This is a genomic window from Streptomyces sp. DSM 110735 (genome assembly GCF_016482685.1).
GTDB lineage: Bacteria > Actinomycetota > Actinomycetes > Streptomycetales > Streptomycetaceae > Streptomyces.
Window position 1 is genome coordinate 40,783 of sequence record NZ_JACYHF010000006.1, and the last position, 26,012, is coordinate 66,794.

A 26,012-nucleotide genomic window follows, 5' to 3' on the forward strand; every position below is an offset into this window, starting at 1 on the left:
CGCCGGATGCGTCTGGGTGAGCCTGGCGATCAGAAGAGGGGCTGGTGCTGGGGCTTGCGCGGGCCGCGCTTCTCGGCGGCGCGGGCCTCGGTCTGGAGGTCGGACCAGGCGCTGGCGAGGTTGTTGAACCGCTGCCCGCTCTCCGACCAGCGCCGCCGGTCGCAGATGCTGTAGAGCAGGTGGGCGAGGTCGCGGATGGCATCCTCGTCGAACTCCCCACGCGCCCGGATCCCGGCGAGCAGCTCACCGGCCGGTCCCACGCCGGACTGGGCGCCCTTGCCCTCCAGCACCCGGGACAGGTGCATGGCAGCTTCCCATACGGAGATACGGGCGTCGGTCTCCGGGTCGTACGACTCCGGCAGGTCGGCGGGCGCGACGAGCCACACCTTTCTGTCGCCGGACGCGGTGATGTAGGCGTCCTGGAGCCCCTTCACGGACACGTTGTACGCCTTCGCAAGCGTCTCGGCGTCCCCGAACGTGCCCTTGCCCCACTGGAACTGCTCGAACCAGCGGATCGCCCACCGGGTGTCCTGGTCGAACTCGCCCTCTTGTTCGTTCAGTACGTCGGCGAGTACGTCGTTGATGAGCCCGAGTGCGGTGCGTACGCGCATCGGTGAGCCATCAGGCTCCGTGACCTTCGCATACCGCGAGAACACGGCGATGCCGGGGCCGATCGCGGACTGGGGAAGGTCGACGGGTGCGAGGTTGCCCTCCTGCAGCTTCCGCAGTTTGTCAGGGAGTTCGCTCCGGAGGGCGCGGAGGAAGCCGCGGCGGTCGGTGGAGCCGGCGGTGACGTGGCGGGGGCGGCAGGCGAGGACTACGGAGGAGGCGAGGGCGTTGGAGCCGATGTCACGGGAACGGCCGGTCCTCTCGGTACGGACCGGCCAGGTACCGGTGACCGACCAGCCGGCCTCGATCAGGCCGCTCAGCAGGGTCTCCCAGCCGGTCGAGGCGGTGCCGTCCTCCGCGTCGGTCTCCGACTGCTTGAAGGCGTAGTACACGGTGAGCGGGTAGTCCGGGTGGTGGCCCGCGCGCATGTGCGTGAACGTCTCGACGAAGCCTCGCTCGAAGTGCTTCTCGGCGGCGCCCCAGTTTCCGTTGTGGCGATAGGGGGTGGCGATGAGCTCGGGTTCCTTTGGGGTGAGGATCGTGCTCATGACGTCGGGGTAGATGTCGCCGAGGGAACGGCGGAGCCAGACATAAAAGAAGTCGGCGAGGTCGGCGTAGCCGATGTTGTCGTAGTACGGGGGGTCGGTGTTGATGACGTAGTCGTCGTAGGGGCGAGTTGTGGCGTCGGCCTGAACCACATGCCCAGGAGCGTCGAGCGTCGGTAGTACGTCGAGCACTCGTCCGGCGGTGGCCACGGACACCTGTAGGTCACCAGCAGCGTCGGCGAAGGGACTAACCTCCACGAAGTCCCATGCCATAGGAATGGCTTGACGTGCGAAGAGGTTCCGAGCCTGGTCGCGGCTGTTGGACCAAGTGACGATGGAGTTGTTAAGATCCGCCGTTCTGCTGGACGCCAACGCGAGGTACAGCGCTACGGCCTTGCCGTACTCAGCCGCCTCAGCTCTCCCCATACCCGCATCCTGCGCATCCCGCTCAACCCTCCCTCGCGCCTCACCCACGAGATCGCTGAACGTAGTCATCGCAAGCAGCTGCCGATTGGTGAACAGGTCGGCATGCTTTCGCATCCCGTACCCCTGCACCCTGAAGCCCAGTGCCTGCTCGGGCAGTTCGGACTCGGGCACATCGGCAGGCCGCCCCACATCCGCCGCCCCCACATGCTCCTCCGTGGGCGCCAGATAGATCCGCTGTCGCTTCCCCTCCGCGACCACGGCCATCATCATCGCCCCCATTCGCCCGGCCACGCCCTCGGCCCGGACGTACTTCAGCGTGGCCCGGTTACCACACACCAGGCACTCGACGCCCTTGCCGTCAACGGTTCCCTCACGGGGCTCGCCCTCGGGTCCGCCGATAGTGAACGTCACCCGCCCGTCCACCGGCTCGGGGATGACGTAGCAGGGCCGGTCCTTCTTCTTGCTCAGCCAGAACGACCGCACCAACGGCATCTCCGCCCCGCAGGCCGGGTCAGGACAGGCCACCGTCCGCGCCCAAAGCCAAGCAATGACCGGCGCCTCACTCCCGTCCTCCCGCTTGGCCTTCGGATAGTGCGAGCCGATCTTCGCGTACGCCTGCTCCCGCATCCACTTGCCGTACTGCCTCACGTCCTCCGCGAGCCCGCTCGCGCCCCGCCAGCTCCCCTCGTGACGCAGTTCCGCAGTCGGCGACACTGGCTTACGCCCCGCCCACCTCGGCGGGATCTCGATCAGCGCCTTGTTGATGACGACCGGCACCGGATTCAGGTCACTGGCGTGAGCCTGGAGGCCCAGCCGATGCGCCTCCAGCGGAATCGTGCCGCCACCCGCGAAGGGGTCGAGGACAGGCGGAAGCGGACCGTCGCCATGCGACTCGGCGATCTTTTCCCGGACCTTGCGCATGATCCGCTCATCGCGCGTGGCCTCCCACGGGACCATCTCCTCGATGAGGTCGAACAACCGCTGCCGTTCAGCCTTCTGCTCCTCCGGCCCCGGATACAGATCGGGCCGTGAGCCCGGGTCGTCCACGAGCTGGGCGAAAAGCATCGCGCGGGCAGCCGCCAGCGGCCGGCGGGCCCACCACAGGTGGAGCGTGGACGGGTGCCCGTGCCGGATGGACTTCTCCCGTGCGGACTCCCTGTTGATCGCCTCCAGCGGGAGGGAGACCTCGATGAGCTTGGTGCGGCGCTCCGGGGCGTCGGCCGTCTCTTCGCTTGCACCGCTCACTGCGGGGTTCCTCCCTTGTTCCAGGCGTCCTGCCAGGACAGCAGGACACCCTCGGTCTTCAGGTCGCCGAAGTCGGTATCGGCGAAGGCATCGGTCAGGTACCGGATCTCGTCGTGCTCCGGCCCCTGCGGGCTGACGGAGACCAGGGCGAGACGATGCTGCTCGCCCCGGTTCTTGGCGACGAGGACCTCGTTACGGCTGACGTAGAAGTGCTCCGCGCCCTCCCGGCGGCCCTTCACCTCGATGTGCACGAGGTGACCGTCAAGAGTAAGCGATCGGATGTCGTAGCCGGGATTGTTGTGTGCCATCTCCTCAGGGACACGGCCCAGGCCACGCTCGGCACCAAGCACCGCCGCCACAGCACGCCGGTCGGTCTCATAGCCGTCGACCGCGTGCAGGCCATCCAGCACAGCCCGCTCAGCCGGAGTCAGGGCCGACCCCAGATGCCCGGCCAGCCAGCCCACCGGCACGACGAGCGCGCACCCCGCCACCACAGGCGGCCGGGCCTGAAGCGCCTGGTCCTTGTCGAGAGCGGCGAGACGCTGCTCTCGACGCCGTTCCAGATCCTCAGCCCACGCACGCGCGGTCTCCGGGCGGTGGCGGACCTTCTTGCCCTCCGCGACATCCAGCTCAAGCTTCCCGGCCTGTGCGTACCAGAAACTGATCTCCTGGCGCAGTCGCTGCTCGACCTGGGTGCGCGTGCGCCCGATGACGGGCAAGAGGCGTTCCCGGGTCCGGTTCAGGTGCTGGGGCACCGCCTCCCGTACCGCCCACTCCATCGCGCGGGCAGGGCCGCCGTCCCGTAGCCACTCCTCCTTGAGAAGCACCCCCGCCGCCTCGGCCTCCCTGGGCGTGGGCGGACGGTAGTCGAGATACGGAGCGGGGCCCGCGTCATGAGCCGTGCCGTCGGGGTGCAGTTCCACGAAGGCGAAGGAACGGTCCACCGACCGCCCGTGCCCGTCGACGACCCCCTGGACCAGCGCGGTCAGCAGCCGCGGGCGCGTGCCCGCGTCCGAGGCGTCCACAAGCACCGTGCCCCGCGTGAGCAGGTCCCCGTGCCGATGGACCGTCTCCTCCAGCACGGCGTCGAAGAGCGGGTGCCCGGGGGCGATCAGGTCGGCGCGGGCAGCCCCGGGGACGGTCACGCGCTCGCGGTCGAAGCAGACCCGCTCATAGCGGCGCTGCACGACCCCGCCAAGCCCGAGCCCGAAGCGACCCGTGTCACGCAGAACCGCCGGGATGTGGGTGATCTCGTACCGGCCACTCTCCCGCGCCCTGAGGTGGCCGCCGAGGCGGTCGAAGGCATCCCGGAAGAAGGCCCGAACGTAATGCGGATGCAGCCGCTTGGCCTGGGCCTCCTCCATACGCAGCCGTACCGCCTCGACGTCTTCCAGGCCCATGACGTGGGCGTCCAGCGCGAGCCCCCTGATCAACTCGACGGCGCGTGCGCCGACCCGGGCGTCGATGACCTGGTCGAGGCGGCTCTTGACCTCGGGCCGGTCGCCGTAGCGGATGGCCTCAAGGAGCAGGCCGCGCAGCGGTTCGCCCTCGAAGAGTTCGCCGAGGACGTTGTAGACCTTGCCGTCGTACGCCTTCGACTGCTGTTCGATCTTGTCGAGGAGCCGTAGGAAGACCTGGCCCTCACGGGTGTCGGCGGCGACCAGGTTCCACAGGTGGCAGACCTCGGTCTGGCCGATGCGGTGGATGCGGCCGAAGCGCTGCTCGATGCGGTTGGGGTTCCACGGCAGGTCGTAGTTGACCATGAGGTGGGCGCGCTGAAGGTTCAGACCCTCGCCAGCGGCGTCGGTGGCGATGAGGACGCGGACCTCGGGGTCCTGGTTGAAGGCGTCGCGGATGTCACGGCGGTGCGGGCGCGGGGTGCCGCCGTGGATGGCGACGACTGCCTCGGGGCGGCCGATCATGTTCCTGATGCGGCGTGACAAGTAGTCGAGGGTATCGCGGTGCTCGGTGAAGACGATCAGCTTGCGGGGCAGGCCCCTCTCGTCCTGCAGCAGCGGGTCGTCCTGCAGCAGCCCCGACAGTTCCCGCCACTTGCGGTCGTCGCCGGAGGCCAGGACGCGGGCGGCGAGCCGCTCCAGCTCGCTCAGCGCGGCGATCTCCAGCTCCAGCTCCTGGAGGGTGCGTGCGGCCGTCGCCGCGTCGACGACCTGCTCCTCCAGCTCCTCCAGCTCACCGCCGGTCAGTTCGTCCAGCTCGTCGTCGAAGGACGGCACGGACGCGGGAACCGCACCGGCATTCGCCACGACCTGGCCCGACAGCATCTCCTGACGGCGGGCCTCCAGCCGCAGCCTCCTGCGCTCCAGGGAACGGTGGATCGCCGCCGGGCTGGAGGCGAGGCGGCGCTGGAGGACGGTGAGTGCGAAACCGACCTGGTTGCCGCGCCGGCCGTCCAGCCGTTCCGCGCGGTTCATCTCCTGGCGGACGTACCCTGTGACCTGCTCATACAGCTCCTGCTCGGCGGGTGAGAGTTCGTACGGCACGGTATAGGCGCGGCGCTCGGGGAAGAGCCTCTTGCCGTCGAAGGTGAGCAGGTCCTCCTTGATCATGCGGCGCATCAGGCCGGACACGTCGTGCCGGTGGATGCCCGCCCGGTACCGGCCGCTGAACCGGTCACTGTCCAGCAGGGTCATGAACAGCTGGAAGTCCTCCTCCTTGCCTGCGTGCGGCGTCGCGGTCATCAGGAGCAGGTGGCGGGTGAGGCGGCCGAGGAGGCGGCCCAGTTCGTAGCGCTTGGTCGTCTTCAGCTCCGCACCGAAGTAGCTCGCGCTCATCCGGTGCGCCTCGTCCACGACGACCAGGTCCCAGCCGCTCTCCCCGAGCAGCCGCCGCAGGTCCTCGGAACGGGCCAGGGCGTCCATGCGCGCGATGAGCCGGGGGTGCCGGTCGAAGACATTGCCGTCGATCGTCGCGTCGGTCAGCTGCCGGGTGAGCAGGGTGAAGTCGAGGCCGAACTTCTCCAGCAGTTCGTCCTGCCACTGCTCGACCAGCCCGCCCGGCGCAACGATCAGGCAGCGCTCCAGGTCGCCGCGGAGCGCAAGCTCCTTTATGTAAAGCCCGGCCATGATGGTCTTTCCGGCGCCAGGGTCGTCGGCGAGGAGGAAACGTAGGGGGGTGCGCGGCAGGAGCTCGTTGTAGACAGCCTGAATCTGGTGGGGCAGTGGGTCGAGGAGGCTGGTGGACACGGCCAGCATGGCGTCGCCGCGCGCCGCCATCCTGATCCGCAGCGCCTCGGCCACCAGCCGGAATAGCCCGGGGTCTGCGTCGAAACCGCCGCCCGCCGCGCCGGAGGCCGCCTCGGCCAGTCGCTCGGCGTCCTCCTCATAGAGGATCCGCTCCTCCACGGTGCCGTCGGGACGCCGGTACGTAACCTGCGCCGCCGTCGACCCGAACATCCGCACCGCGACGACCGTGACGTCACCGCCGGTGACGATGCCCGACACGGCACGCCCCGGCACGAGATCGCCGAGGCCCAGCCGGCCTCGCTCAGGCATCCTTACTCTCCCCTTGATCCGGCCGATGAAGGTGCCCCTTCCTTGACGTCAATAATGCCGTACCGAAAACGCGGGGCTCACGGAATTCACCGGCTCACGGGTGACCCATCAAGGGACCGTGGGCGGCGCGCCGCGGCGACGGGTGGCGCTGAGGTGATCATGACCGTCGCCGGTCCTTGAGGCCTCTGCTCCTTCAGTGCGCCGACTTACTGGTGCAGATCTGAACGAGCGGGCGCTGCGGAAGGACGCCGGGCCGCCGGAGGCGGGCTTGCCGATCGTGGTGGTGACGGTGCCTCCGTCTACCGGGTGCCGCATGGCACCCGGTAGGGCGAGTGGCCCCTTGCCCGTGATCACGCCGGCTCGCGGTGTCATTCCCGTCCGACCTTCGCCGGCCCTGCCCACATCAACGGCATTCCGGGACACAAGACCGATCCGAGCCGGCGTTGCCGGCCCGAGCAGAGTATCCGGGATAGTGAGGCTTCGTTCGTCTCTGTACGTGAGATCCCACATCGGACTCGTGTTTACGGTGGGGCAGCAGATCCAGCGGCTTGAGATGAAACTGGAGGCCGCCGCCCTGAGGCTTAGTTCTGTAATCAGCGACATCACCGAAGTGGCCGCTGCACGATTCGCAGGCAGCGGTCGCTGCACGCCCCGAGATGAAACTCGCGTCGATCCAGGACACGGGTGGCCGGTTAAGCGGCCGCATGTCAGGATCGGACTGTGCCTCCTTTCCTGGACACCGCCGAGAGTTCGATGTGTCCTACCGTGCCGTCTCCCAGGATGCGGCGGGTGGTGTTCGTCGCGGTGCTGAGCTCGGACGGGCGGCTTGCCTTGGTGGCAAACGACCTGTCTAGAGCTCTTCCCCGATGGGTACTCCCTTCAGGATCCGTCCGAGCCACAGAAACCTACGGTGAGGCGGCAGTGCGCGTACTCCGCGATGCGGTCGGCGCGATGCCGGTGCACGGGGGCGCCGTTGAAGGATGCCGTTGGGCTCAGGTGCCTGTGCCCATAGGCCGGAGCCGTCGAGAGGCACACGTGTTCATCTTTCGTCTCGCTGAGGCTGCTGCTCCGCCGGAGCATCTGTCCTGGAGTGGAGCGACACGCTGGGCGGGGCCTGAGCAGTGGCAGGAGTTGTGCACACGGTGCGATCTGCCAGATGTGGATGTGCTGTTGACGGGATACCTGGAGGGGTGGATCCCGGACGGGCGGATCACGTTGGGGCCTTGAGACCCAGCACTTCGGCACCCACGGTCACTCTGCCCTGGCGATCGTGGTGGCGGTCTCCTGCAGGGCCGTGGCAACCGCTGGCATGTCCTGTTCACGCAGACGTACGGCGGGTGCGTACACGGAGATCGCGGCGAGCGGTTCCCCGATGCGGTTACGGATGGCCACGCCTACGCCGTGCAGGTCGTGTGCACTTTCCTCGAGGTCTGCCGCCCATCCCCGGACTCTGACTTCCTCCAACTCCACCTCAAGCAGCGGCCACTCAGTAATGCTTCCTGCCGCCGTGGCAGGGAGCGCGGCCGGGAGTGTCGCGCGTACATCTGCCGGGTCGCGCAGTGCGAGCAGGGCCTTGCCCGCCGCTGTAACGTGGGCGGGGAGCTCCTGTCCGAGCGGAACGCTGACGCGCAGGACATGCCGGCACTCGACTCCGTCGAGTAGTCGGACGACGGCCGCATCCAGGGAGTACAGGCACACCGTCTCCTGCAGCTTCTCGGAGAGCTCCTCCAGGGGTCTGCGCGCCTGTCGTCGGACGTCCAGTTGGGCGATCGCGGCCAGTCCCATGCGTACGAGCTGCGGCCCCGCCGAGTATCCGTGCTGGCCAGGATCGTGGCGCAGGAAACCCGTGCGCTGCAGGGTGACCAGGATGCGGTGTGCGGTGGAACGTGAGATACCGAGCTCCCGGGCGGTTTCGGTAACACCGATTTCCCCCCGGTCATACGCCAGCACTAGAACATCCAGGGCCTTCGTCGCCGACGCCAAGGCCTCTGTCGCCGACAGATGCTTGCCATCCACCATGAAGGAACCGTAGCGCTCAAACGTTCCCGGAGACCGGGAGCTTCGACAGAATCCACACGTCAGAATTCTGTGGTTGCACGTCTCAAAGTTCCGGTGCGGCATCGCACGAGCCCGGCGAGCCAACTCTGCGCCAAGACGGGTCGAGTCCTGCGCTAACCCCGACCGGAATTGCCGTGCTTGAGCGCACTGCTGACCGTTTGATAGCGCCTCACAGGAACTGCGTGCGTGCCACAGTGTGCCGTCCCTACACTGGCAGCGGCCTTCCTTAGGAGTTCGCTATGGCGGGATACCGGACCAGCGCACCTACGTCAGACAAGGGTGTCTACATCGGCCAGGCCCGGCATGCCGTGAAGGAGCTGATCACTTCACTGCGCTGCGAGTTGGCGACATTGGAAGCTGTGTACGCGATGATGTGCCAGGACATCGAATCCACCGATGTCCGCGAAGAGCCGCCGGACACTGGCGAGGACGCGGAAACCGCCCAGCCTTCCCGGGAGGGTCTGTCTGAAGTTTCTGTCGTCGACGAGGATCCTTCGTCCGAAGATGCGCGCCCAGGCATTGGCACTCGGGCCCTGGGGCCACCGCGTAACGGAAGCATGCGCGATGCGATCCTCACACTCCTGTGCGCCGCTCAAGAGGCAATGTCCATCACCGATATCGCGGCGGCGGTGCGCCCGGGAGCGGACGCGACGGTCCGCTCATCCGTAGGAAAAACCCTCAACCGCATGAAGCAACTTGGTGAGGTGGAAAACGTAGCACCGGGAATGTTCCGGGCCGTGCTGTCATCCCGGGCTGCTTGATCCACCCGAGAACGCCCCTAACCCAACAAGCAGGCCTCCCTCGATTAGCGGTCGAGGGAGGCCGCCAAACACGCGAACGGACGCTTCTCCTACCAGGGTTCCGGTCCGTCGCGCACGTTCACTCTAGCGCTCCCACGGGTGGCGCTATAGGGCGTCTGCGCCATTCCGCACTTGAGCGTGCACGACTGACCTCAAATAGGTAATTGGGGATCAGTCATGAGCACATTGGGTCGCATTCGATCCGGGCCAGAGCGCCAGGCCCAGGGCGCGCTCCAGTCGGCAGACCGTCAGCACATCCGGCCAGGTGGCGCCCGCCAGCAGATCGCCGATGGTCTGTCTGCCGACGTTGCTCTGGGCGGCCAGTGCACGCAGCGAGAGCTCCGGCCTCTCACGCAGGGCGGCGGCGAGACGGCGGGCAATCGTCTGGACCACCGCCGCGGCGGGCTCCCCGACGATCCGGGCATCCGGCCACTCCTCCGGATCGACGGCGTAGCTCCATGGCGGCGCCGTGCGCGCTCGGCCTCCGGTCATAAAGATGCGTTCCTTCAGATCGTGATCGACACTGACACCAGTGGCCGGTTAACCGGCCACCTGTCATGGGCCTTGCGCCTGGAGGTCGCCGTGTCGAATCGCCTGCTGGCCTACGCACCGAAGGCGGAGACGGTGCCGCCCGCCCAGTGGCGCCGCATCGCTCCGGTCGTTCGCTCGCTGGGATTCATGGCCGTCGCAGCGGGACCCTACGGCCCAGACGTGATCATGACGCCGCTCGCACGGCTGGTCGCCTGGGTCGAGGCCCAGGGCCTCCCGCTCGAACCCTCGGTGATCCTTGACCAGAGCACCGTCGAACGGTTCATGCTCGTCGGCTGCCGCGACATGGCCGCCAACAGCCGCCGAACCTGCAGCAGTCAGCTGCGCCGGGCTTCCGAAGCACTCCTGCTGGATCAACTCGGACAGCATCCGCCGATCCGGCTGAAGGCCACCGCCGCCCCAGTGGCCCCCTACCCGCCGGCGGAAATCGCCTACTGGCTGATCTGGGCGCAGAGCCTGCCCACCCCGGCCCAACGGCGCAACGCCTGCCTGCTGTTCTGCCTCGGCGTTGGCTGCGGGCTCGCCGTTGAGGATCTTGTGTACGTTCAGGGGCGGGATATCCTCGCAGGCCCCACCGGCCGGGCACTGGTGAAGGTGCACGGGCGCCGTCCGCGCACTGTCGTATGCCGGTACGCCTACGAGGAACTGCTGCTGGCGGAAGCCGCCCACATCCCGGCAGACGCGTACGCCTTCCGGCCTGACTGGCAGGACCGCACCAGCAAGCACATCGCATCGGACTGGCTGGCCAGGTACCCACGGATCATCGGCCGTTGTGACGGTGCAGTGCTGCAGGCCCAGCGGCTGCGTACGACCTGGCTCGTCGAACTGCTGAACGCAGGGATTCCGCTGAAGGTGATCCTCAAAGCGTCGGGACTCGGGACCCTGCACAGCCTCACGCGCTACCTCGTCTTCCTCCACGACGTGCCCGAAGCGGAGGCATCGGATCTGCTGCGGGGGACGGCGGCGTGAGCAGGAAGAACCCGGAGGGGAAACCCTGCCGCCGTACCGGCCTCGCTCTACGCCCTGCACCGCAGGCCCCCGGCCGTACCCTCAGCGACCGCGTTGTGAGGCAGGTCTTCGACCTCGTGCGCCACAGCGGAGTACTGGAACGCCTTCCCGCCAACGAGCACCGGCCAGGCCCGAAGGGCTTCCCGTTCCGCACAGTGCTGATCGGCCTGATCCTGTCGCAGTACATGGGCAAGAGCGCGAACATCAACGACGCGTGGGAGACGCTCTTCTTCGCACTGTCTCCAGGGTCCAAAGCCCTCCTTGACGTCCCCAACGTCGACCTGCACATCCCCGAGAGTGCAACCCGAGAAGAGATCGACCGCGTCGCGCACCACCAGTACGCGACGTCGAAGCGCGTCTACCGGTCCTGGGCCTCGATGACCCGGCGCCTCGACCCGGCACCACACGACCGCCGCAAGCGACTGTCGCTCAGCGAGGCCAAGAAGATCCGACGGAAGTGGACTGCCCGCGACAACCAGGACACCGTGCGCAACTTGGAGGCCATCGCCCAGGATCTGATTCTCGCTCCGGTGATAGCTTCCTACCGGCGCGGCGACTTCGCTCGGTGGCCTGGCCACATCGCGGTCGACGACACTCCGGTTCCGGTCTGGGGCAAAGAGCCGGACTACCAGCAGGACCGGGCCTCGCTTGAGATCACCGCCGGGATGTACGTGAAGGGAGGAACGCAGAAAAAGTCGCCCAGCGGCAAAGCTGCGGTCTCCACGAACACTGGCACCCGGCGCGGCACGACAAACAAGCCAGTGCCTCGCAAGACCAAGTCGGCTCGGGAGAAGAAGGCCAAGGCGCCGGAGAAGAGAGAGTTCCGATACGCCATGATGGCCGCGTTCCCAGGCCATGGCCATGGCGACCTCGCTGGCGCCTACCCCGCGGTCTGCCTCGGCATGATCCTTCACACCCCGGGCACCGAACCCGGCCCGGCCGCCCTGCGCGCCATCCAGCCGGCCTTCGAACGAGGCCTGGTCAAAGATCTGTTCTGCGCCGACCGGGGCATCACCCAGGCCAAACCTCATAACCTGCATCTGCAGCTGCTCAAGCTCGGCCTCAACGCGGTGAAGCACTACAACGACGACAAGGTCGACCGGCAGGGAGAGTTCCGCGGCATGCAGCTGGTCGGTGGCGAGTTCTACTGCCCGCTGATGCCCACCCCGCTCATCACTGCGGGCGCCACATACATCGACAGCCGCACGGACGAGGACCGCGCCCACGCACTCAACCTGATCCAGTCCCGGAAGGACTACCAGACCAAGATCAAGGAGTACGGGCCCGCAGGGGACCAGCGTCGACAGTGCCCCGCCCTCGGGTCCCACGCCACAGTCACCTGCTACCGCCGGCCCCAGCCACGCCCTTCCACCGTCGTCGACCTCGACGCCCCCACTGTCCGTACCCCGGCAGCCCTGCCCACCATCCCCAGGCCCAAGCGGGACGCCCCCGTCTACCCAGACATCTGCATGGGGAAGAGCATCACCGTCCCGGGCACCGTGTTGGCTAAGTGGCGGCAGAAATACCCCCTGTTCACCCCTCTGTGGCAGGAAGCCTGGTCCGGACTGCGCAGCCAAAATGAGGGCCGCAACGGCAACCTCAAGAAGTCCGCCCTCGACAGCATCGACAATCCCCAGCTCCGCCTGCCGCACGGACGCGTCGCACAGACCCTGCTCAATGCCGTCATCATCTTCGTGGCGAACCTCAGAGCCATCCGACGGTTCCTCCGCGACCAGGGCATCCAGCCCCGCAAGGCCAGCACACAGAGCGCCGCAACCCAACCCGGTGAGCCCTCCGAGCCGCCCCAGGCGCGACCGCTTCCGACCGAGCAGGTCGAGCCTCCGCCACGCGAGTGACCCACCTCCGCCGCACTCCGCCCCCTGAAAACCCCACATGCCTGCGCCACGGCTACCAGCCGTCTCGCAGGCATGTCCTGTTTCCGCAGGTGAGAGGCGCAGTGCCTGGACCGCCACCGCCTCACCCCCTCATCGGGCCGATCACGAGGCTCGAAGGCCCCAGAAACGACGAAATACCGGCGAGTAACATGACTCGACCGGTAATTCGTGAACACTTCAGGACGATCTCGTGAACGTCCCTGCTGGTGTCCGAGGGGGGACTTGAACCCCCACGCCCGATAAAGGGCACTAGCACCTCAAGCTAGCGCGTCTGCCATTCCGCCACCCGGACTAGGTGTTTGTCGCCTTCGGGGTGTGTTCCCCGCGGCGACATGGACAACAATACCAAGGTTTCGGAGTGGGTTTCACCTGCGTATTCGTGCCGTGGGAGGGGGGTCACCCCGGGGGTACGGAGGGTGACGAGCGGGGAGCCGATCGTGACACCCCCCGGCTCACGGGCAGCGGATCACCTGACCCGCGTACGACAGGTTGCCGCCGAAGCCGAAGAGGAGGATGGGGTCGCCGGTGCGGACGGCGCCCTGTTCGATGAGCTTGGAGAGGGCGAGGGGGATGCTGGCGGCGGAGGTGTTGCCGGACTCGGTGACGTCGCGGGCGACGACGGCGTTCACGGCGCCGATCTTGTGGGCCAGGGGCTCGATGATGCGCAGGTTGGCCTGGTGGAGGACGACGGCGGCGAGGTCGGCGGGCTCGATGCCGGACTTCTCGCAGGCGCGGCGGGCGATGGGCGGCAACTGGGTGGTGGCCCAGCGGTACACGCTCTGTCCCTCCTGGGCGAACCTCGGCGGCGTGCCCTCGATGCGGACGGCGTTGCCCATCTCCGGCACCGAGCCCCACAGCACCGGTCCGATGCCGGGCTCCTGACCCTCCGTACACGCCTCGACCACCGCCGCGCCCGCCCCGTCGCCGACCAGGACGCAGGTCGTACGGTCGGTCCAGTCGGTGATCTCCGACATCTTGTCCGCGCCGATGACCAGCGCCCGGGTCGCCGCGCCCGCGCGCACCGTGTGGTCGGCGGTCGCCAGGGCGTGGGTGAACCCGGCGCAGACCACGTTCACGTCCATGGCGGCCGGCCGCGGGATGCCGAGGCGGGCGGCGACGCGGGCGGCGGTGTTCGGGGAGCGGTCGATGGCCGTGGAGGTGGCGACGAGGACCAGGTCGATGTCCTCGGGGGACAGCCCCGCCGTCGCGAGTGCCTTGGCGGCGGCGTGCGCGGCCAGTTCGTCCACCGGCTCGTCGGGACCCGCGATGTGCCGCGTACGGATGCCGACCCGGCTGGTGATCCATGCGTCGCTGGTGTCGACCATGCCCGCCAGGTCCTCGTTGGTGAGCACCCTGGCGGGCTGGTAGTGCCCGATCGCGGTGATGCGCGAGCCGATCATGTCGAGGTCCCCTTGTCGCCGTAAGTCACGGGACCGTCCAGTCTGATCAGTGACTCACGGGTACGCGGACACGTGAAGCCACAGGAAACGGGCATCCCAGTTGTCGGCTTCCCGCAGACGCTCGGACGTCCGAATACTCAGCGTTCCCAAGCCCGCCGGGCTCAGGCCCACGCTCCGCGACGGTGGCCGCTCACCCCGTGAAGAGCTGCGTCGCCTTCCGTACGAGTTCGTACACCCCGTAGGCCAGCGGCGCCGACACCCACACCCAGGCGAAGACGATCAGTCCCCTCAGATCACGCGGGCTGCTCTCGTCGGCCATCGGGGGCCTCCTTCGGGTCGGGGACGTGGTGGCGGGCGTGGACGGGGCGGACGAACTCGTTGGCGGCGAAGCCGATCACGAGCAGGCCGATCATGATGGCGAAGGACAGCCCGTACAGGGCGGGACCGTGCTTGCCCGCGTCCTCCTGCCGGTCGGCGATCCAGTTGACGATCAGCGGACCGAGGACGCCCGCGGTGGACCAGGCGGTGAGCAGGCGGCCGTGGATGGCGCCGACCTCGTAGGTGCCGAAGAGATCCTTCAGATAGGCGGGGATCGTGGCGAAGCCGCCGCCGTAGAAGGAGAGGATCACCAGGGCGCAGAGCACGAAGAGGGGCTTCGCGGAGTCTCCGAACAGGGCGATCAGGAGGTACATCAGCGCGCCGACGCCGAGGTAGACGCGGTAGATGTTCTTCCGTCCGATCAGGTCGGAGGCGGACGACCAGCCGATGCGGCCCGCCATGTTCGCCGCCGAGAGCAGTGCCACGAAGCCCGCCGCCGCCGACACCGAGACCGGCGCGGAGCTGTCCGCGAAGAAGTCCGTGATCATCGGGGCGGCCTTCTCCAGGATGCCGATGCCCGCCGTGACGTTGGTGCACAGGACGACCCACAGGCACCAGAACTGCGGGGTGCGCACCGCGCTGCGGGCGGAGACACGGACACCGGTGGGTACGGCGGCCACGGTCTCGCCCGACGTCGCCCGCTCGGGCGCGCGCGGGACGCGGATCAGCAGCACGCCGAGGGACATGAACACGGCGTACGACAGTCCGTGGACGAGGAACGCGAGCGCGATCCCGTGCGGACCGGTGCCGAAGGACTCCAGCATCTGCGCCGACCACGGCGAGGCGATCAGCGCGCCGCCGCCGAAGCCCATGATGGCGATGCCGGTGGCCATGCCGGGGCGGTCCGGGAACCACTTCATCAGGGTGGAGACGGGCGAGATGTAGCCGATGCCCAGGCCGATGCCGCCGACGAAGCCGTAGCCGAGGACGATCAGCCAGTACTGCTCGGTCTGCGCGCCGAGCGCGGAGATCAGGAACCCGGAGGAGAAGCAGACCAGGGCCACGGTCATCGCCCAGCGCGGGCCGTTGCGCTCGACGAGTGTCCCGCCGAACGCGGCGGACAGACCGAGCATCACGATCGCCAACTGGAACGGCAGCGCGCTCTGCGTGCCGTCCAGGTGCAGCGCGGATTCCAGGGGCGGCTTGAACACGCTCCAGGCGTATGCCTGGCCGATGGACAGATGGACGGAGAGGGCGGCGGGCGGGACCAGCCACCGGCTCCAGCCCGCGGATGCGACAGGGGGGCTGCTCATGGGGCCGGACGGTAGGGCGGGGCACGGGAGTTGAGAAGGTGGCGGGGCGACGGGATGCGGTGAGCGGTAGGCGTCGTGCGTCCAGCGGTCGGTACGGACCTGACGTCTGCGCGCGCTCAGCCGCTACGTCGGCGCCGCTCAGCCTCGGCGTCGGAGCCGGTCAGCCTCGGCGTCGGAGCCGCTCAGCCGCTACGTCGGCGCCGCGCGCCCCCTGCGGCAGCTCCCCTCACTCCCCCGCCCCGAACCGCACCTCCCGCGCCCGCACCACCGTCCCCAGCCGCGGAAAGTCCAGCCGTACCGACGCCTCGTGCTCCGCCGCCGTGAACGCCGCCATCGCGTCCTCGGCGAAGACCAGGTCGTAGCCGAGGTCGGCGGCGGCGCGGGCGGTGGATTCGACGCCGAGGTTGGTGGTGATGCCGCCGAAGACGAGGGTGGTGATGCCGCGCTCGCGCAGTCGCGCGTCGAGGTCGGTGCCCTGGAAGGCGCCGATGGTCCGCTTGACCACCTCCAGGTCGCCCTCGTGGCGCAGCCCCCGGACGAGCCCGCTGCCCGGCGGCTGCTCGGCGACGGCAGGGCGCTCGACCCGGACGAGGACGACCGGGGCACCGGCGGACCGGAAGACGGACGCCAACTCCTCGGCGGCGGACTGGACTTCGATGCCCTTACGGGGTTCCAGGGGCAGCGCGACGATACGTTCCATCAGGTCGACGAGGACGAGGGCCGTGCGCTGCGGGTCGAGTACGGGAGCTGCGGTCATGACGGAACGTTAGCCGTCGCCCGCGGTCCGTGGCGCCAACCCGGGTCAACGGGGCGGTGAACTGAACGCGTTCGGCGGTGGGGCGGCGAGAGGCTCCGGCCACCGTGTGTCACCGCGCGGACGGCGCCAGGTCATCGCGCGGACAGCCACACGTCATCGCGCGGACGGCCGTACGCCCGGACGGTCCGGCTCCCGCTCCTCGTCGGAGCCCGTCTCCCGCTCGTCCTCCGGCGCGTCCGCCGCCCGCCGCTTGGCGATCACCGCGCACACCATGAGCTGCATCTGGTGGAACAGCATCAGCGGCAGCACCGCGAGCGAGGCGTGCGCGCCGAACAGCACGCTCGCCATGGGCAGCCCCGAGGCGAGGGACTTCTTCGAGCCCGCGAACTGGATGGCGATCCGGTCCGCGCGACCGAAGCCGAGCGCCCGCGCGCCGTACCAGCTCACGCCGAGCATCGCGGCGAGCAGCACCGCCTCGACGCCGAGCAGCGCGCCGAGCCGCGCCGGGCTCACCTGGTGCCAGATGCCCTGGGCCATGCCCTCGCTGAAGGCGGTGTAGACGACCAGCAGGATCGAGCCGCGGTCGACCAGACCCAGCACCTTCTTGTGGCGCGCGACGAAGCCGCCGATCCAGCGCCGCAGCAACTGTCCGGCGAGGAACGGCACCAGCAACTGGAGCACGATCTTCAGGAGCGAGTCGGCGGAGAATCCCCCGCTGCCGCCGAGCAGCGCGGCTGCGAGCAGTGGCGTGAGGACGATGCCGACCAGCGAGGAGAAGGAGCCCGCGCAGATGGCGGCGGGCACGTTGCCGCGGGCGATCGAGGTGAAGGCGATGGACGACTGGATGGTGGAGGGGACCAGGGTGAGGAAGAGCAGACCCTGGTAGAGCGGCTGGGTCAGGACGTAGGGCACCAGACCCCGCGCGGCCAGTCCGAGCAGGGGGAAGACGAGGAAGGTGCAGGCCAGCACGGTGAGGTGGAGGCGCCAGTGGCGCAGTCCGTCGAGCGCCTCGCGGGTGGAGAGGCGGGCGCCGTAGAGGAAGAAGAGGAAGGCGATGGCCGCCGTGGAGGCGCCGGAGGCGACGGCCGCGCCCGTCCCGCGTGCCGGGAGCAGCGCGGCGACGCCCACCGTCGCGAGCAGCAGCAGGATGTACGGGTCGACGGGCAGCCGACGGGGCAGGTGCGGGCGTTTCACGGTGCTCCGGGTGTGGACGGCGAGGGCGTGGACGAGGGGGCCGACGAGCGGCGCGGCCCGGTTTCCATCATGCCCCGTGGCCCGCCTGCCCCTTCCGGCGCGGAATCAACCCCTGCAAAGCATGGGCTATACACCCATACCTTTGACCAAGGCTTGACGCAGCGTTGACCGGGGTACATCGTTTGTTCACATCAAAACCGCAGGTCGTTCCGGAGTCCTCGAACGCCTGGCGTCGTCCGCGACCGCCGCGTCGCGCCCCCTCTGGGAAGGACCGGTTCTGTCATGCCGTCCCGTCTCGCCGCGATCGGCGAACGCCTCCTGCCCGCCCGCGTCCGGCACGAACGTGCCGAGCAGCGCCGTGCCGCACGGCGGGACGCCGAGCGCGAGGAGGCGGAGCGGACGCACGCCGAGGCTGTCGCCGCCCGCCGCGCCGAACTGCTCGCGGGGGACGCCGATCTGCGCGAGATATCCCGGCAGGACCGGGTCTACATAGGGCGCCGGGTGCACTCCCTGACCGCCGCCGACGCCCGCACCCGCAACCTCGCGCTCGTCGCGGACGCGCTGGAGCACGCCGGGGTCGCGTACTTCCTGCTGCCCGCGCACTCCCCGCTGCGGCACGCCGTCGGCATCCGTGCCGAGGACCGCAAGGCGTTCCTCGGCGCGCTGCGCGAGCTGTACGCCGGTACCGCCCTGTACGCCCTCAAGCCCGGCAAGGAGCCGTGGCCCGCGGATGCCGCGCTGTACGCCGACGGCGCGCTGCCCACCGCGCTCAAGCGCCAGGACGTCATGCGCGTCGGCGAGATCCTGCTCGGCCCCGACGACCAGGTGCTCGCCGGTCTCGTCCACGGCTGCGACGTGGAGTACTGGCGCGAGGGCGCCGCGCTCCTGGAGAAGGCGGAGGAGCCGCGCACCGCCGAGCGGCTGCGCTCCCTGCGCGTCCAGGCGCCCGAGTCCGTGCTGGCCGAGTCGCTGGTCGCCCCGCGCGGCAACCCGGTCTCCGACGTGCTGCCCGCCGACGCCCGCACCCCCGCGACCCGCACCGTGGCCGGGCGCGCCTACCCCACCTGGGACGCCTTCCGGCGACCCCGCGTGGAGTCCGTCGACTTCCCGCTCGACGTCGTCTACACCTGGGTCGACGGCGACGACCCCGAACTGGCAGCCGCCCGCGAGGCGCACCGCCCCGGCGGACCGCGCCGTATCCACGCCCGCGAGACCGGCAGCTCCCGGTACACCAGCCGGGACGAACTCAAGTACTCGCTGCGCTCGTTGGAGATGTACGCGCCGTTCGTCCGTGACGTCTACATCGTGACCGACGGCCAGACGCCGGACTGGCTCGACACCAGTGCCCCGGGCGTGCACATCATCGACCACAAGGACGTCTTCACCGACCCGACCGTGCTGCCGGTCTTCAACTCGCACGCGATCACGACCCAGTTGCACCACATCGAGGGTCTCTCCGAGCGCTACCTCTATCTCAACGACGACGTGCTGCTCGGCCGCCCGGTCACCCCGGAGCACTTCTTCCACGGCAACGGCATCGCCAAGGTCCCCTTCTCCGCCTACCAGTTGGGACTCGGCGCCCCGCACCCCGACGAGCCCGCCCCCAACTCGGCGGGCAAGAACGTGCGTTCCCTCATCGAGGAGCGGCACGGGCGCTTCACCGTCAGCAAGTTCATGCACACCCCGCATCCCCAGATCCGCGAGGTGATGCGGGACATGGAGCGCTGCTACGCCGAGGCGCTGGAGCGGACCAGCCGGTCGAGGTTCCGCTCGGTGACCGACATCGCCCCTGGCGCCTCCCTCCACCATCACCACGCGCTGCTCACCGGCCGTGCGGTGCCGGGCAAGTTCAAGCTGCGCTACATCGACGTGGCGCTCCCCGAGGCGCCCGAGCGGATGGCGCAGCTCCTTCAGGGGCGGACATACGATTTCTTCTGCGTCAACGACGTGAACACCCCCGCCGAGCGGCAGGAGGAGGTCGGGCGGCTGGTGTCCGGCTTCCTGGAGGCGTACTTCCCCTTCCCCAGCCGCTGGGAGAAGACCACCGCTCCGGCGCCGACCGCTCGGACCCCGGTCAGCGCCCCCCGCGATACGTCAACTGCTTGACCCGGCGCAGGAACGGGGTCGTCTCCACATGGCGCACCCCGTCCAGGCGCCCGAGCGGTCCGCTGAGGTAGGCGTACAGGCTCGCGGTGTCGCGGACGACGACGGTGGCGACGAGGTGCGAGGGTCCGGTGGTGGCCGCGGCGAAGGCGACCTCGCCGTGCCCGGACAGGGCTTCGCCGACGGAGTGCAGGGCGGCGGGCTCGGTGGTGATCCACAGGGCTGCCGTGCGCGCCTGTCCGGAGCGTTCGTAGTCGTACTCGATGTCGATGTAGAGCGCCCCCGAGGCGAGCAGGGCGGCGAGGCGGCGTTTGACCGCCGACTCCGAGCGTCCGGTGGCCCGTTGGAGCTCCTGGTGCCCGGCGCGGCCGTCGCGGCGGAGGACGGCGAGGAGGGGTTCGTCCTCGGGTTCGATGCGTGCCTGCGCCGCCGGGCGCACCGGGTGGCGGGGTCGTAGCGCGGCGACCTGATCCGCGTCCAGCGCACCGGACTTGACGATCCAGCCGCTCGGACCGCCGTCGAAGCGGTGCAGCAACTGCTGGGCGTGGACCTCCATCACGCTGGGCGTGCGCGGGAGTTTGCCGAGCAGGAGGTCGTCGTGGTCGCCGGGGCTGCGCGGGTGGGTCATGCAGACGATCTCGGTGCCGCCGGAGGCCAGCCCGATCCACGAGGTGTCGGGGCGCTTGGCGAGGGCGTCGGCGATGACGGGCGTGCTGTCCGGGGCGCAGCGCAGCCGGAGCATCCACTGGTCCTGACCGAGGACGAACGCGTCGCGCCGGGCGACGACCCGGAGCCCTGCCTCGGCGGTCAGGCGGCGGTAGCGGCGGGCGACGGTCTGGTCGGAGACGCCGAGGATCTGTCCGATCCGGGCGAAGGAGGCGCGGGCGTCCACCTCGAGCGCGGAGAGGATCAGGACGTCCAGCTCGTCGAACGTGTCGGATTTCGGCGTCTGCATCGGCTTCCCCGTCGGTTTTCACCGGCCCGAGGGCCGTGGCCGGGGTGTTCTGCCCGGTCCCGCGCATCGTACGGGCGAGGGGCGCGCGGTCGCGCGTCACGGCGTACGGAAACGGAAATGGCGGGAGGCGGGGACATGCGGACCTGGGGGACGCTCACGGCGGTGTGCCTGGGCACGTTCATGCTGCTGCTGGATGTGACGATCGTGGTGGTGGCGCTGCCGGACATGAGCCACGCGCTGGGGGCGTCGCTGGGCGACCTCCAGTGGGTGGTGGACGGCTACGCGCTCGCGCTCGCCGCGCTGCTGCTCGGCGCGGGCGCGGCGGCGGACGTGCTGGGGCGGCGGCGGACGTACGTCGCGGGCGTGGTGCTGTTCGCGGCGGCGTCGCTGCTGTGCGGTCTGGCGGCCGGGCCCGGGATGCTGGTGGCGGCGCGGGTGATACAGGGCGTGGGCGCGGCGGCGATGTTCGCGACGACGCTGCCGCTGCTCGGCTCGGTGTACCAGGGGAAGCAGCGGTCGGTGGCGCTCGGTGTGTGGGGCGCGGTGAGCGGCGGCGCGGCGGCGGTCGGACCGGTGCTGGGCGGGCTGCTGACCGAGGGTCCCGGCTGGCGGTGGATCTTCTTCGTGAACCTGCCGGTGAGCGTGGCGGCGGTGTGGCTGACGCTGCGGGTGGTGCCGGAGTCGCGCGGCGGCGGTGCGGGCAGCGCCTGGCAGCGGGTGGACTGGGCGGGTACGGCAGCCTTCGCCGCGTTCGCGGGCGGGCTCACGTACGCCGTCGTACGGGCAGGTGAGGACGGCTGGGGCGCGCCCGTGACGCTCACGGCGTTCGGCGGCGCGCTGCTGGCGCTGGTGGTGTTCGTGCTGGTGGAGCGGCGGGTGGCGCATCCACTGCTCGACCTCTCGCTGCTGCGCAACCGTACGTTCGTGGGCGTGATGGCGGGTGCCTTCGCCTTCAACGCGGTGGCGTTCGGTGTGACGCCGTACCTGTCGCTGTGGATGCAGACGCTGCTGGGCATGAGCCCGGTGCGCAGCGGGCTGACGCTGCTGCCGATGACGGTCGCGGCGATGATCGTGGCGGTGCTGGTGGGGCGGCTGCTGCACGGGGCGCCGTCCCGGCTGACCATCGGCGGCGGACTGCTGCTGATCGGCGCGGGCTGCCTGTGCCAGGCGGTGCTGTCCGCGGGCTCCGACTGGACGGCGCTGATTCCCGGGTTCGTGCTGGTGGGCGCGGGTACGGGGCTGGTCTCGCCGACGGTCGCCGGGGCGGCGCTCGCCTCGGTGCGGCCGCACCGGGCGGGTATGGCGGGCGGCGCGGTCAACACCGTGCGCCAGTTGGGCTACGCCCTCGGTGTCGCCGTCTTCGGCACGATCCTCACCTCGCGCATGGAGTCCACCCTCCCCCACGGTGCGGCCCACGCTTTGGCGGGCGGCGCGGCGGGCGCCCTGCGGGCGAGCTTCCCCGACGAGGTCCTGCACGCGGCGTTCGCCTCCGGCCTGAACCGCGCCCTCCTCACGGCGGGCATCGCCGGTCTCGCGGCGGGCGCGCTGGTCCTGGCGGTGGTCCGCACGCCGCGTCCCGCCGCGGAGCAGCCGACAGCGGGCGGGGCGCCGGTGGAGGCGCCGGTGCCCGAACGGCGGTAGATGCCGGACCGGTGGCGCCCTCCCCGGGGCGCCACCGGCGAGCAAGGGGGCGGCTCGGTCCTGTCGGCCGGACCGCCCCCGTCCGAGTGCCGGGTCGTCCCCGTCTGAGTGCCGGGGCGGACCTGTGGTGTGCGGCGGCGGACCCGCCCGGTGCGGACGGGGGCGGACCCGCCCGGTGCGCACGACCGGGGCGCCCCGGCGGACGCCACCGGGCGCCCGCCGCCCCCGCACACCGCCATCCCGGCGCCAACGCTGCCGCATCACGCCACCGTCACCACCCGAGCCCCCACCACCCGACCAGCAGGCTCGATTCCGCGCGCCCCGCCACCCCGACGCCGCCGCTGCCGCTGCCGCTGCCGCCGCCGCCGCCGCATCACGCCACCCGCACCACCCGAACCCCCACCACCCGACCACCCCACCCGCAGACCCGATCCCCCGCGCGCCCCGCCACCCCACCGACCACCCACCGGCACACCCGAACCCCCACCGCCCGACACCCACCCGCACACCCGGACCCCGCCCCCATCAGCCCCTCACTTCGTCGAGCCGCCGGACGGCAAGCCGTGACCAGGCCGTTGAGATTCGGTGGAGATTGGGGTGGGTTCGGCTGAGCGGTCGTCCCCGTCGTGTCCGTACCTTCCCCTTGTGCGGGCATTTTCCGGGCAACGGCGGGCACGATTGCGTGGGTTGCCCGGATTCGGGACGGCTCCCATCCGGCCAACGGGTGGGGTAGCGTCACGGCGCTGTGAGGAACGGAGGGCGGAAACTTGCAGGGCTTCACCAATCCTCCGACGACAACGACGTCGGCATCGGCGCCGGCCGGCGGACTGGCCGACACCGTCTTCGAGTACGCCCGAGTGGACCCGCAGCACATCGCGCTCGGCCGCAAGGACGCATCGGGCCAGTGGCGGGACGTGACCGCCGCCGAGTTCCGTGACGAGGTGCTGGCGCTGGCCAAGGGGCTGCTCGCGAACGGGATCAGGTTCGGCGACCGCGTCGCGATCATGTCCCGTACCCGCTACGAGTGGACGCTGTTCGACTTCGCGCTGTGGACGATCGGCGCCCAGGTGGTGCCGGTCTATCCGACCTCCTCGGCGGAGCAGTGCTTCTGGATGCTGTACGACGCCGAGGTGACCGCGGCGATCGTGGAGCACGAGGACCACGCGATGACGATCGCCACCGTCATCGACCGCCTCCCCCGGCTCGGCCGACTGTGGCAGCTCGACGAGGGCTGTGTGCGGGAGCTGTACGACGCGGGCGCGCACCTGGACGACGAGCTGGTGCACCGGCACCGCCGCGCGGTCACCCCCGAGGCGGTCGCCACGATCATCTACACCTCGGGCACCACGGGCAGACCCAAGGGCTGTGTGCTCACCCACGGGAACTTCATGTTCGAGGCGGACGCGATCATCGACCGCTGGGAGCGGGTGTTCCACTCCAAGAAGGGCGACGAGGCGTCCACGCTGCTGTTCCTGCCGCTGGCGCACGTCTTCGGGCGGATGGTGGAGGTCGCCGCGTTCCGGGGCCGGGTGCGCTTCGGGCACCAGCCGGAGCTGCACGCCTCCGCGCTGCTGCCGGACCTGGCGGCGTTCCGGCCGACGTTCATCACCGCGGTGCCGTACATCTTCGAGAAGATGTACGCGGCGGCCCGTCGCAAGGCGGAGAAGGACGGCAAGGAGGGTCCGTTCCAGAAGGCGGTCGACGTGGCGGTGCGCTACGCCGACGCGGTGGAGGCGAAGGCGTGGGGCACCGGTCCGGGTCCCTCGGCGGCGCTGCGGATGCAGCACCAGTTGTTCGACAAGCTCGTCTACTCCAAGGTGCGCGCGGCGATGGGCGGCCGGATCCGCAACGCGATGTCCGGCGGCTCGGCCATGGACCGCCGCCTCGGTCTGTTCTTCGCGGGCGCGGGCGTGCAGATCTACGAGGGCTACGGTCTGACCGAGTCGACCGCCGCCGCGACCGCGAACCCGCCCGACCGCACGCGCTACGGCACGGTCGGCCAGGCGGTCCCCGGGGTCTCGGTGCACGTCGCCGAGGACGGCGAGGTCTGGCTGCGCGGCGGCAACGTCTTCCAGGGCTACCTCAACAACCCCAAGGCGACCGACGAGTCCCTGCACGAGGGCTGGCTGGCCACGGGTGACCTGGGCGTGCTGGACGAGGACGGTTATCTGACCATCACCGGCCGCAAGAAGGAGATCCTGGTGACCTCCGGCGGCAAGAGCGTCTCTCCCGGCGTCCTGGAGGAGCGGGTGCGGGACCATCCGCTGGTCCACCAGTGCATCGTCGTCGGCAACGACCGCCCGTACGTCGCCGCGCTGATCACCCTCGACCAGGAGGCGGTCGAGCACTGGCTCCAGATGCAGGGCAAGCCGCGTCCGGACATCTCCCGGCTGGTGCGCGACCCGGCGCTCGAGACGGAGGTGCGGCGGGCGGTGGTGGCGGCCAACACGCTGGTGTCGCAGGCGGAGTCGATCCGTACGTTCCGGGTCCTGGCACAGCCGTTCACCGAGGAGCACGGGCTGCTGACGCCGTCGCTGAAGCTGAAGCGGAAGGCGATCGAGAAGGCGTACGAGCAGGAGATCGACGCGCTGTACCAGGGCTGACGCCGGAGAAACACCCGGTCGGAACCGGACGGATCGCCGGTCAGGAATGCATTCGGGCGCGTGATCGTTGACGATGGTGTACGACCCTGTCCACAACCGAAGGATCAAGAGCTCGTGAGCAGCAAGGTCCCCCCGATCGTCCTCAACAACGGTGTCGAGATGCCCCAGCTCGGGTTCGGCGTCTGGCAGGTGCCGGACGGCGAGGCCGAGCACGCGGTCGCCACGGCGCTGGAGGCCGGGTACCGCAGCATCGACACAGCGGCGATCTACGGCAACGAAACCGGCACCGGCAAAGCCATCGCGGCTTCCGGTCTGCCCCGCGAGGACATCTTCGTCACCACCAAGCTCTGGAACAGCGACCACGGGTACGACGCGACGCTGCGCGCGTTCGACGCGTCCCTGGAGAAGCTGGGCCTCGACTATCTCGACCTGTATCTGATCCACTGGCCGGTGCCGGCCAGGGACAACTACGTCGACTCCTACAAGGCGTTCGAGAAGCTGTACTCCGACGGACGTATCCGCGCCATCGGTGTGTCGAACTTCCTTCCCGAGCACCTTCAGCGGCTGATCTCGGAGACCTCCGTCGTCCCGGCGGTCGACCAGATCGAGCTGCACCCGCACCTCCAGCAGCGCGCGGCGCGGGAGTTCAACGCCGAGCAGGGCATCGCGACCGAGGCGTGGTCGCCGCTCGGCCAGGGCAAGGGCCTGCTGGAGGTCCCGGCGATCGTCGCCATCGCTCGGAAGCATGGGCGCACGCCCGCGCAGGTCGTGCTGCGCTGGCACGTCCAGCTCGGCAACATCGTGATCCCCAAGTCCGTGACGCCGTCCCGGATCAAGGAGAACATCGAGGTGTTCGACTTCAGCCTGGACGACGAGGACCTCGCGGCGATCAGCGCGCTGAACGAGGACAAGCGGCTGGGTCCCAACCCGGCCGAGTTCGAAGTGGTCTGAGCCGACCTGGTCCCAGCCATGTGCTGAACTCCCGTACGCCACAAGGCCGTCCGCTCCGCCATCACCGGGGCGGACGGCTTTGTGCGCACGGCGCGCGACTCCGCCCTTCCCTCCTCTTCCTCCTCGCCTC

18 protein-coding genes and 1 tRNA gene are annotated in these 26,012 nt (G+C 69.7%); 8 read left to right on the forward strand and 11 right to left on the reverse strand.

Annotated elements, in window-relative coordinates; all coding sequences use genetic code 11:
- Positions 1 to 29: 29 nt before the first annotated feature.
- A complete protein-coding gene (locus IF655_RS11875) occupies positions 30 to 2,825 on the reverse strand; it encodes a DUF1156 domain-containing protein (protein ID WP_199584384.1) in 2,796 nt (931 codons plus the stop codon).
- On the reverse strand, positions 2,822 to 6,337 hold the full coding sequence (locus IF655_RS11880) for a helicase-related protein (protein WP_199584386.1): 3,516 nt from the start codon (positions 6,335 to 6,337) through the stop codon (positions 2,822 to 2,824). Before IF655_RS11880 ends, IF655_RS11875 begins: the two co-directional genes overlap by 4 nt.
- Before the next feature lie 780 nt (positions 6,338 to 7,117).
- Here IF655_RS11880 and IF655_RS31785 point away from each other — a divergent pair.
- Positions 7,118 to 7,564 (forward strand): NUDIX hydrolase, encoded by a 447-nt coding sequence (locus IF655_RS31785; protein ID WP_374100272.1) that lies wholly within the window; start codon positions 7,118 to 7,120, stop codon positions 7,562 to 7,564.
- Positions 7,565 to 7,588: 24 nt separating this feature from the next.
- Here the strand turns inward: IF655_RS31785 and IF655_RS11890 are convergent, their stop codons facing one another.
- Positions 7,589 to 8,356: an IclR family transcriptional regulator gene (locus IF655_RS11890; protein WP_199584390.1), complete on the reverse strand. Its 768-nt coding sequence runs from the start codon at positions 8,354 to 8,356 to the stop codon at positions 7,589 to 7,591.
- Positions 8,357 to 8,634: 278 nt separating this feature from the next.
- Between IF655_RS11890 and IF655_RS11895 the strand changes: the two genes are divergently transcribed.
- Positions 8,635 to 9,156: a hypothetical protein gene (locus IF655_RS11895; RefSeq protein WP_199584391.1), complete on the forward strand. Its 522-nt coding sequence runs from the start codon at positions 8,635 to 8,637 to the stop codon at positions 9,154 to 9,156.
- Between the two features lie 210 nt (positions 9,157 to 9,366).
- Here the strand turns inward: IF655_RS11895 and IF655_RS11900 are convergent, their stop codons facing one another.
- Positions 9,367 to 9,687, reverse strand: coding sequence for a helix-turn-helix transcriptional regulator (locus tag IF655_RS11900; protein WP_133889192.1), 321 nt, complete (start codon positions 9,685 to 9,687; stop codon positions 9,367 to 9,369).
- 21 nt (positions 9,688 to 9,708) lie between these two features.
- On the opposite strand from IF655_RS11900, the gene IF655_RS11905 reads away from it, so the two are divergent.
- Both IF655_RS11905 and IF655_RS11910 read left to right on the forward strand, forming a co-directional pair.
- Entirely contained in the window at positions 9,709 to 10,713 is a 1,005-nt protein-coding gene (locus IF655_RS11905) for a hypothetical protein (protein ID WP_199584392.1), read from the forward strand.
- Positions 10,710 to 12,608, forward strand: coding sequence for a hypothetical protein (locus IF655_RS11910; protein ID WP_199584393.1), 1,899 nt, complete (start codon positions 10,710 to 10,712; stop codon positions 12,606 to 12,608). Before IF655_RS11905 ends, IF655_RS11910 begins: the two co-directional genes overlap by 4 nt.
- Before the next feature lie 243 nt (positions 12,609 to 12,851).
- On the opposite strand, the gene IF655_RS11915 is transcribed toward IF655_RS11910, so the two are convergent.
- From IF655_RS11915 to IF655_RS11935, 6 genes are all read right to left on the reverse strand, one after another.
- A tRNA-Leu gene (locus IF655_RS11915) sits at positions 12,852 to 12,939 on the reverse strand.
- Between the two features lie 160 nt (positions 12,940 to 13,099).
- Entirely contained in the window at positions 13,100 to 14,047 is a 948-nt protein-coding gene (locus IF655_RS11920; protein ID WP_199584394.1) for a beta-ketoacyl-ACP synthase III, read from the reverse strand.
- A gap of 190 nt (positions 14,048 to 14,237) precedes the next feature.
- Entirely contained in the window at positions 14,238 to 14,366 is a 129-nt protein-coding gene (locus IF655_RS31470; RefSeq protein ID WP_277952675.1) for a hypothetical protein, read from the reverse strand.
- On the reverse strand, positions 14,341 to 15,678 hold the full coding sequence (locus IF655_RS11925; protein ID WP_199584396.1) for an OFA family MFS transporter: 1,338 nt from the start codon (positions 15,676 to 15,678) through the stop codon (positions 14,341 to 14,343). Before IF655_RS11925 ends, IF655_RS31470 begins: the two co-directional genes overlap by 26 nt.
- A 226-nt stretch (positions 15,679 to 15,904) precedes the next feature.
- Positions 15,905 to 16,435, reverse strand: a complete 531-nt coding sequence (locus IF655_RS11930) for an isochorismatase family protein (protein WP_199584398.1) — start codon at positions 16,433 to 16,435, stop codon at positions 15,905 to 15,907.
- 153 nt (positions 16,436 to 16,588) lie between these two features.
- Positions 16,589 to 17,629: a bile acid:sodium symporter family protein gene (locus tag IF655_RS11935; protein ID WP_199584400.1), complete on the reverse strand. Its 1,041-nt coding sequence runs from the start codon at positions 17,627 to 17,629 to the stop codon at positions 16,589 to 16,591.
- Between the two features lie 282 nt (positions 17,630 to 17,911).
- Here IF655_RS11935 and IF655_RS11940 point away from each other — a divergent pair, with 282 nt between their 5' ends.
- Complete coding sequence (locus tag IF655_RS11940; RefSeq protein ID WP_199584402.1) at positions 17,912 to 19,735, forward strand: stealth family protein; 1,824 nt, start codon at positions 17,912 to 17,914, stop codon at positions 19,733 to 19,735.
- Here the strand turns inward: IF655_RS11940 and IF655_RS11945 are convergent.
- Complete coding sequence (locus IF655_RS11945; protein WP_199584404.1) at positions 19,704 to 20,687, reverse strand: Lrp/AsnC family transcriptional regulator; 984 nt, start codon at positions 20,685 to 20,687, stop codon at positions 19,704 to 19,706. The genes IF655_RS11940 and IF655_RS11945 overlap by 32 nt on opposite strands.
- A gap of 135 nt (positions 20,688 to 20,822) precedes the next feature.
- On the opposite strand from IF655_RS11945, the gene IF655_RS11950 reads away from it, so the two are divergent.
- The 3 genes from IF655_RS11950 (at position 20,823) to IF655_RS11960 (ending at position 25,882) form a co-directional block, all read left to right on the forward strand.
- Entirely contained in the window at positions 20,823 to 22,328 is a 1,506-nt protein-coding gene (locus IF655_RS11950) for an MFS transporter (protein ID WP_199584406.1), read from the forward strand.
- Between the two features lie 767 nt (positions 22,329 to 23,095).
- Positions 23,096 to 24,931 (forward strand): long-chain fatty acid--CoA ligase, encoded by a 1,836-nt coding sequence (locus tag IF655_RS11955; RefSeq protein WP_199584410.1) that lies wholly within the window; start codon positions 23,096 to 23,098, stop codon positions 24,929 to 24,931.
- Between the two features lie 114 nt (positions 24,932 to 25,045).
- Positions 25,046 to 25,882, forward strand: a complete 837-nt coding sequence (locus IF655_RS11960) for an aldo/keto reductase (RefSeq protein ID WP_199584413.1) — start codon at positions 25,046 to 25,048, stop codon at positions 25,880 to 25,882.
- The last annotated feature ends 130 nt before the right edge of the window (positions 25,883 to 26,012 follow it).

Bases quoted from the DNA above. Each gene is read 5' to 3' on its own strand.
- IF655_RS11880 (WP_199584386.1), bottom strand. From the start codon at position 6,337: ATGCCTGAGCGAGGCCGGCTGGGCCTCGGCGATCTCGTGCCGGGGCGT.
- IF655_RS31785 (WP_374100272.1), top strand. From the start codon at position 7,118: ATGCGGCGGGTGGTGTTCGTCGCGGTGCTGAGCTCGGACGGGCGGCTT.
- IF655_RS11890 (WP_199584390.1), bottom strand. From the start codon at position 8,356: ATGGTGGATGGCAAGCATCTGTCGGCGACAGAGGCCTTGGCGTCGGCG.
- IF655_RS11895 (WP_199584391.1), top strand. From the start codon at position 8,635: ATGGCGGGATACCGGACCAGCGCACCTACGTCAGACAAGGGTGTCTAC.
- IF655_RS11900 (WP_133889192.1), bottom strand. From the start codon at position 9,687: ATGACCGGAGGCCGAGCGCGCACGGCGCCGCCATGGAGCTACGCCGTC.
- IF655_RS11920 (WP_199584394.1), bottom strand. From the start codon at position 14,047: ATGATCGGCTCGCGCATCACCGCGATCGGGCACTACCAGCCCGCCAGG.
- IF655_RS31470 (WP_277952675.1), bottom strand. From the start codon at position 14,366: ATGGCCGACGAGAGCAGCCCGCGTGATCTGAGGGGACTGATCGTCTTC.
- IF655_RS11925 (WP_199584396.1), bottom strand. From the start codon at position 15,678: ATGAGCAGCCCCCCTGTCGCATCCGCGGGCTGGAGCCGGTGGCTGGTC.
- IF655_RS11930 (WP_199584398.1), bottom strand. From the start codon at position 16,435: ATGACCGCAGCTCCCGTACTCGACCCGCAGCGCACGGCCCTCGTCCTC.
- IF655_RS11940 (WP_199584402.1), top strand. From the start codon at position 17,912: ATGCCGTCCCGTCTCGCCGCGATCGGCGAACGCCTCCTGCCCGCCCGC.
- IF655_RS11945 (WP_199584404.1), bottom strand. From the start codon at position 20,687: ATGCAGACGCCGAAATCCGACACGTTCGACGAGCTGGACGTCCTGATC.
- IF655_RS11950 (WP_199584406.1), top strand. From the start codon at position 20,823: ATGCGGACCTGGGGGACGCTCACGGCGGTGTGCCTGGGCACGTTCATG.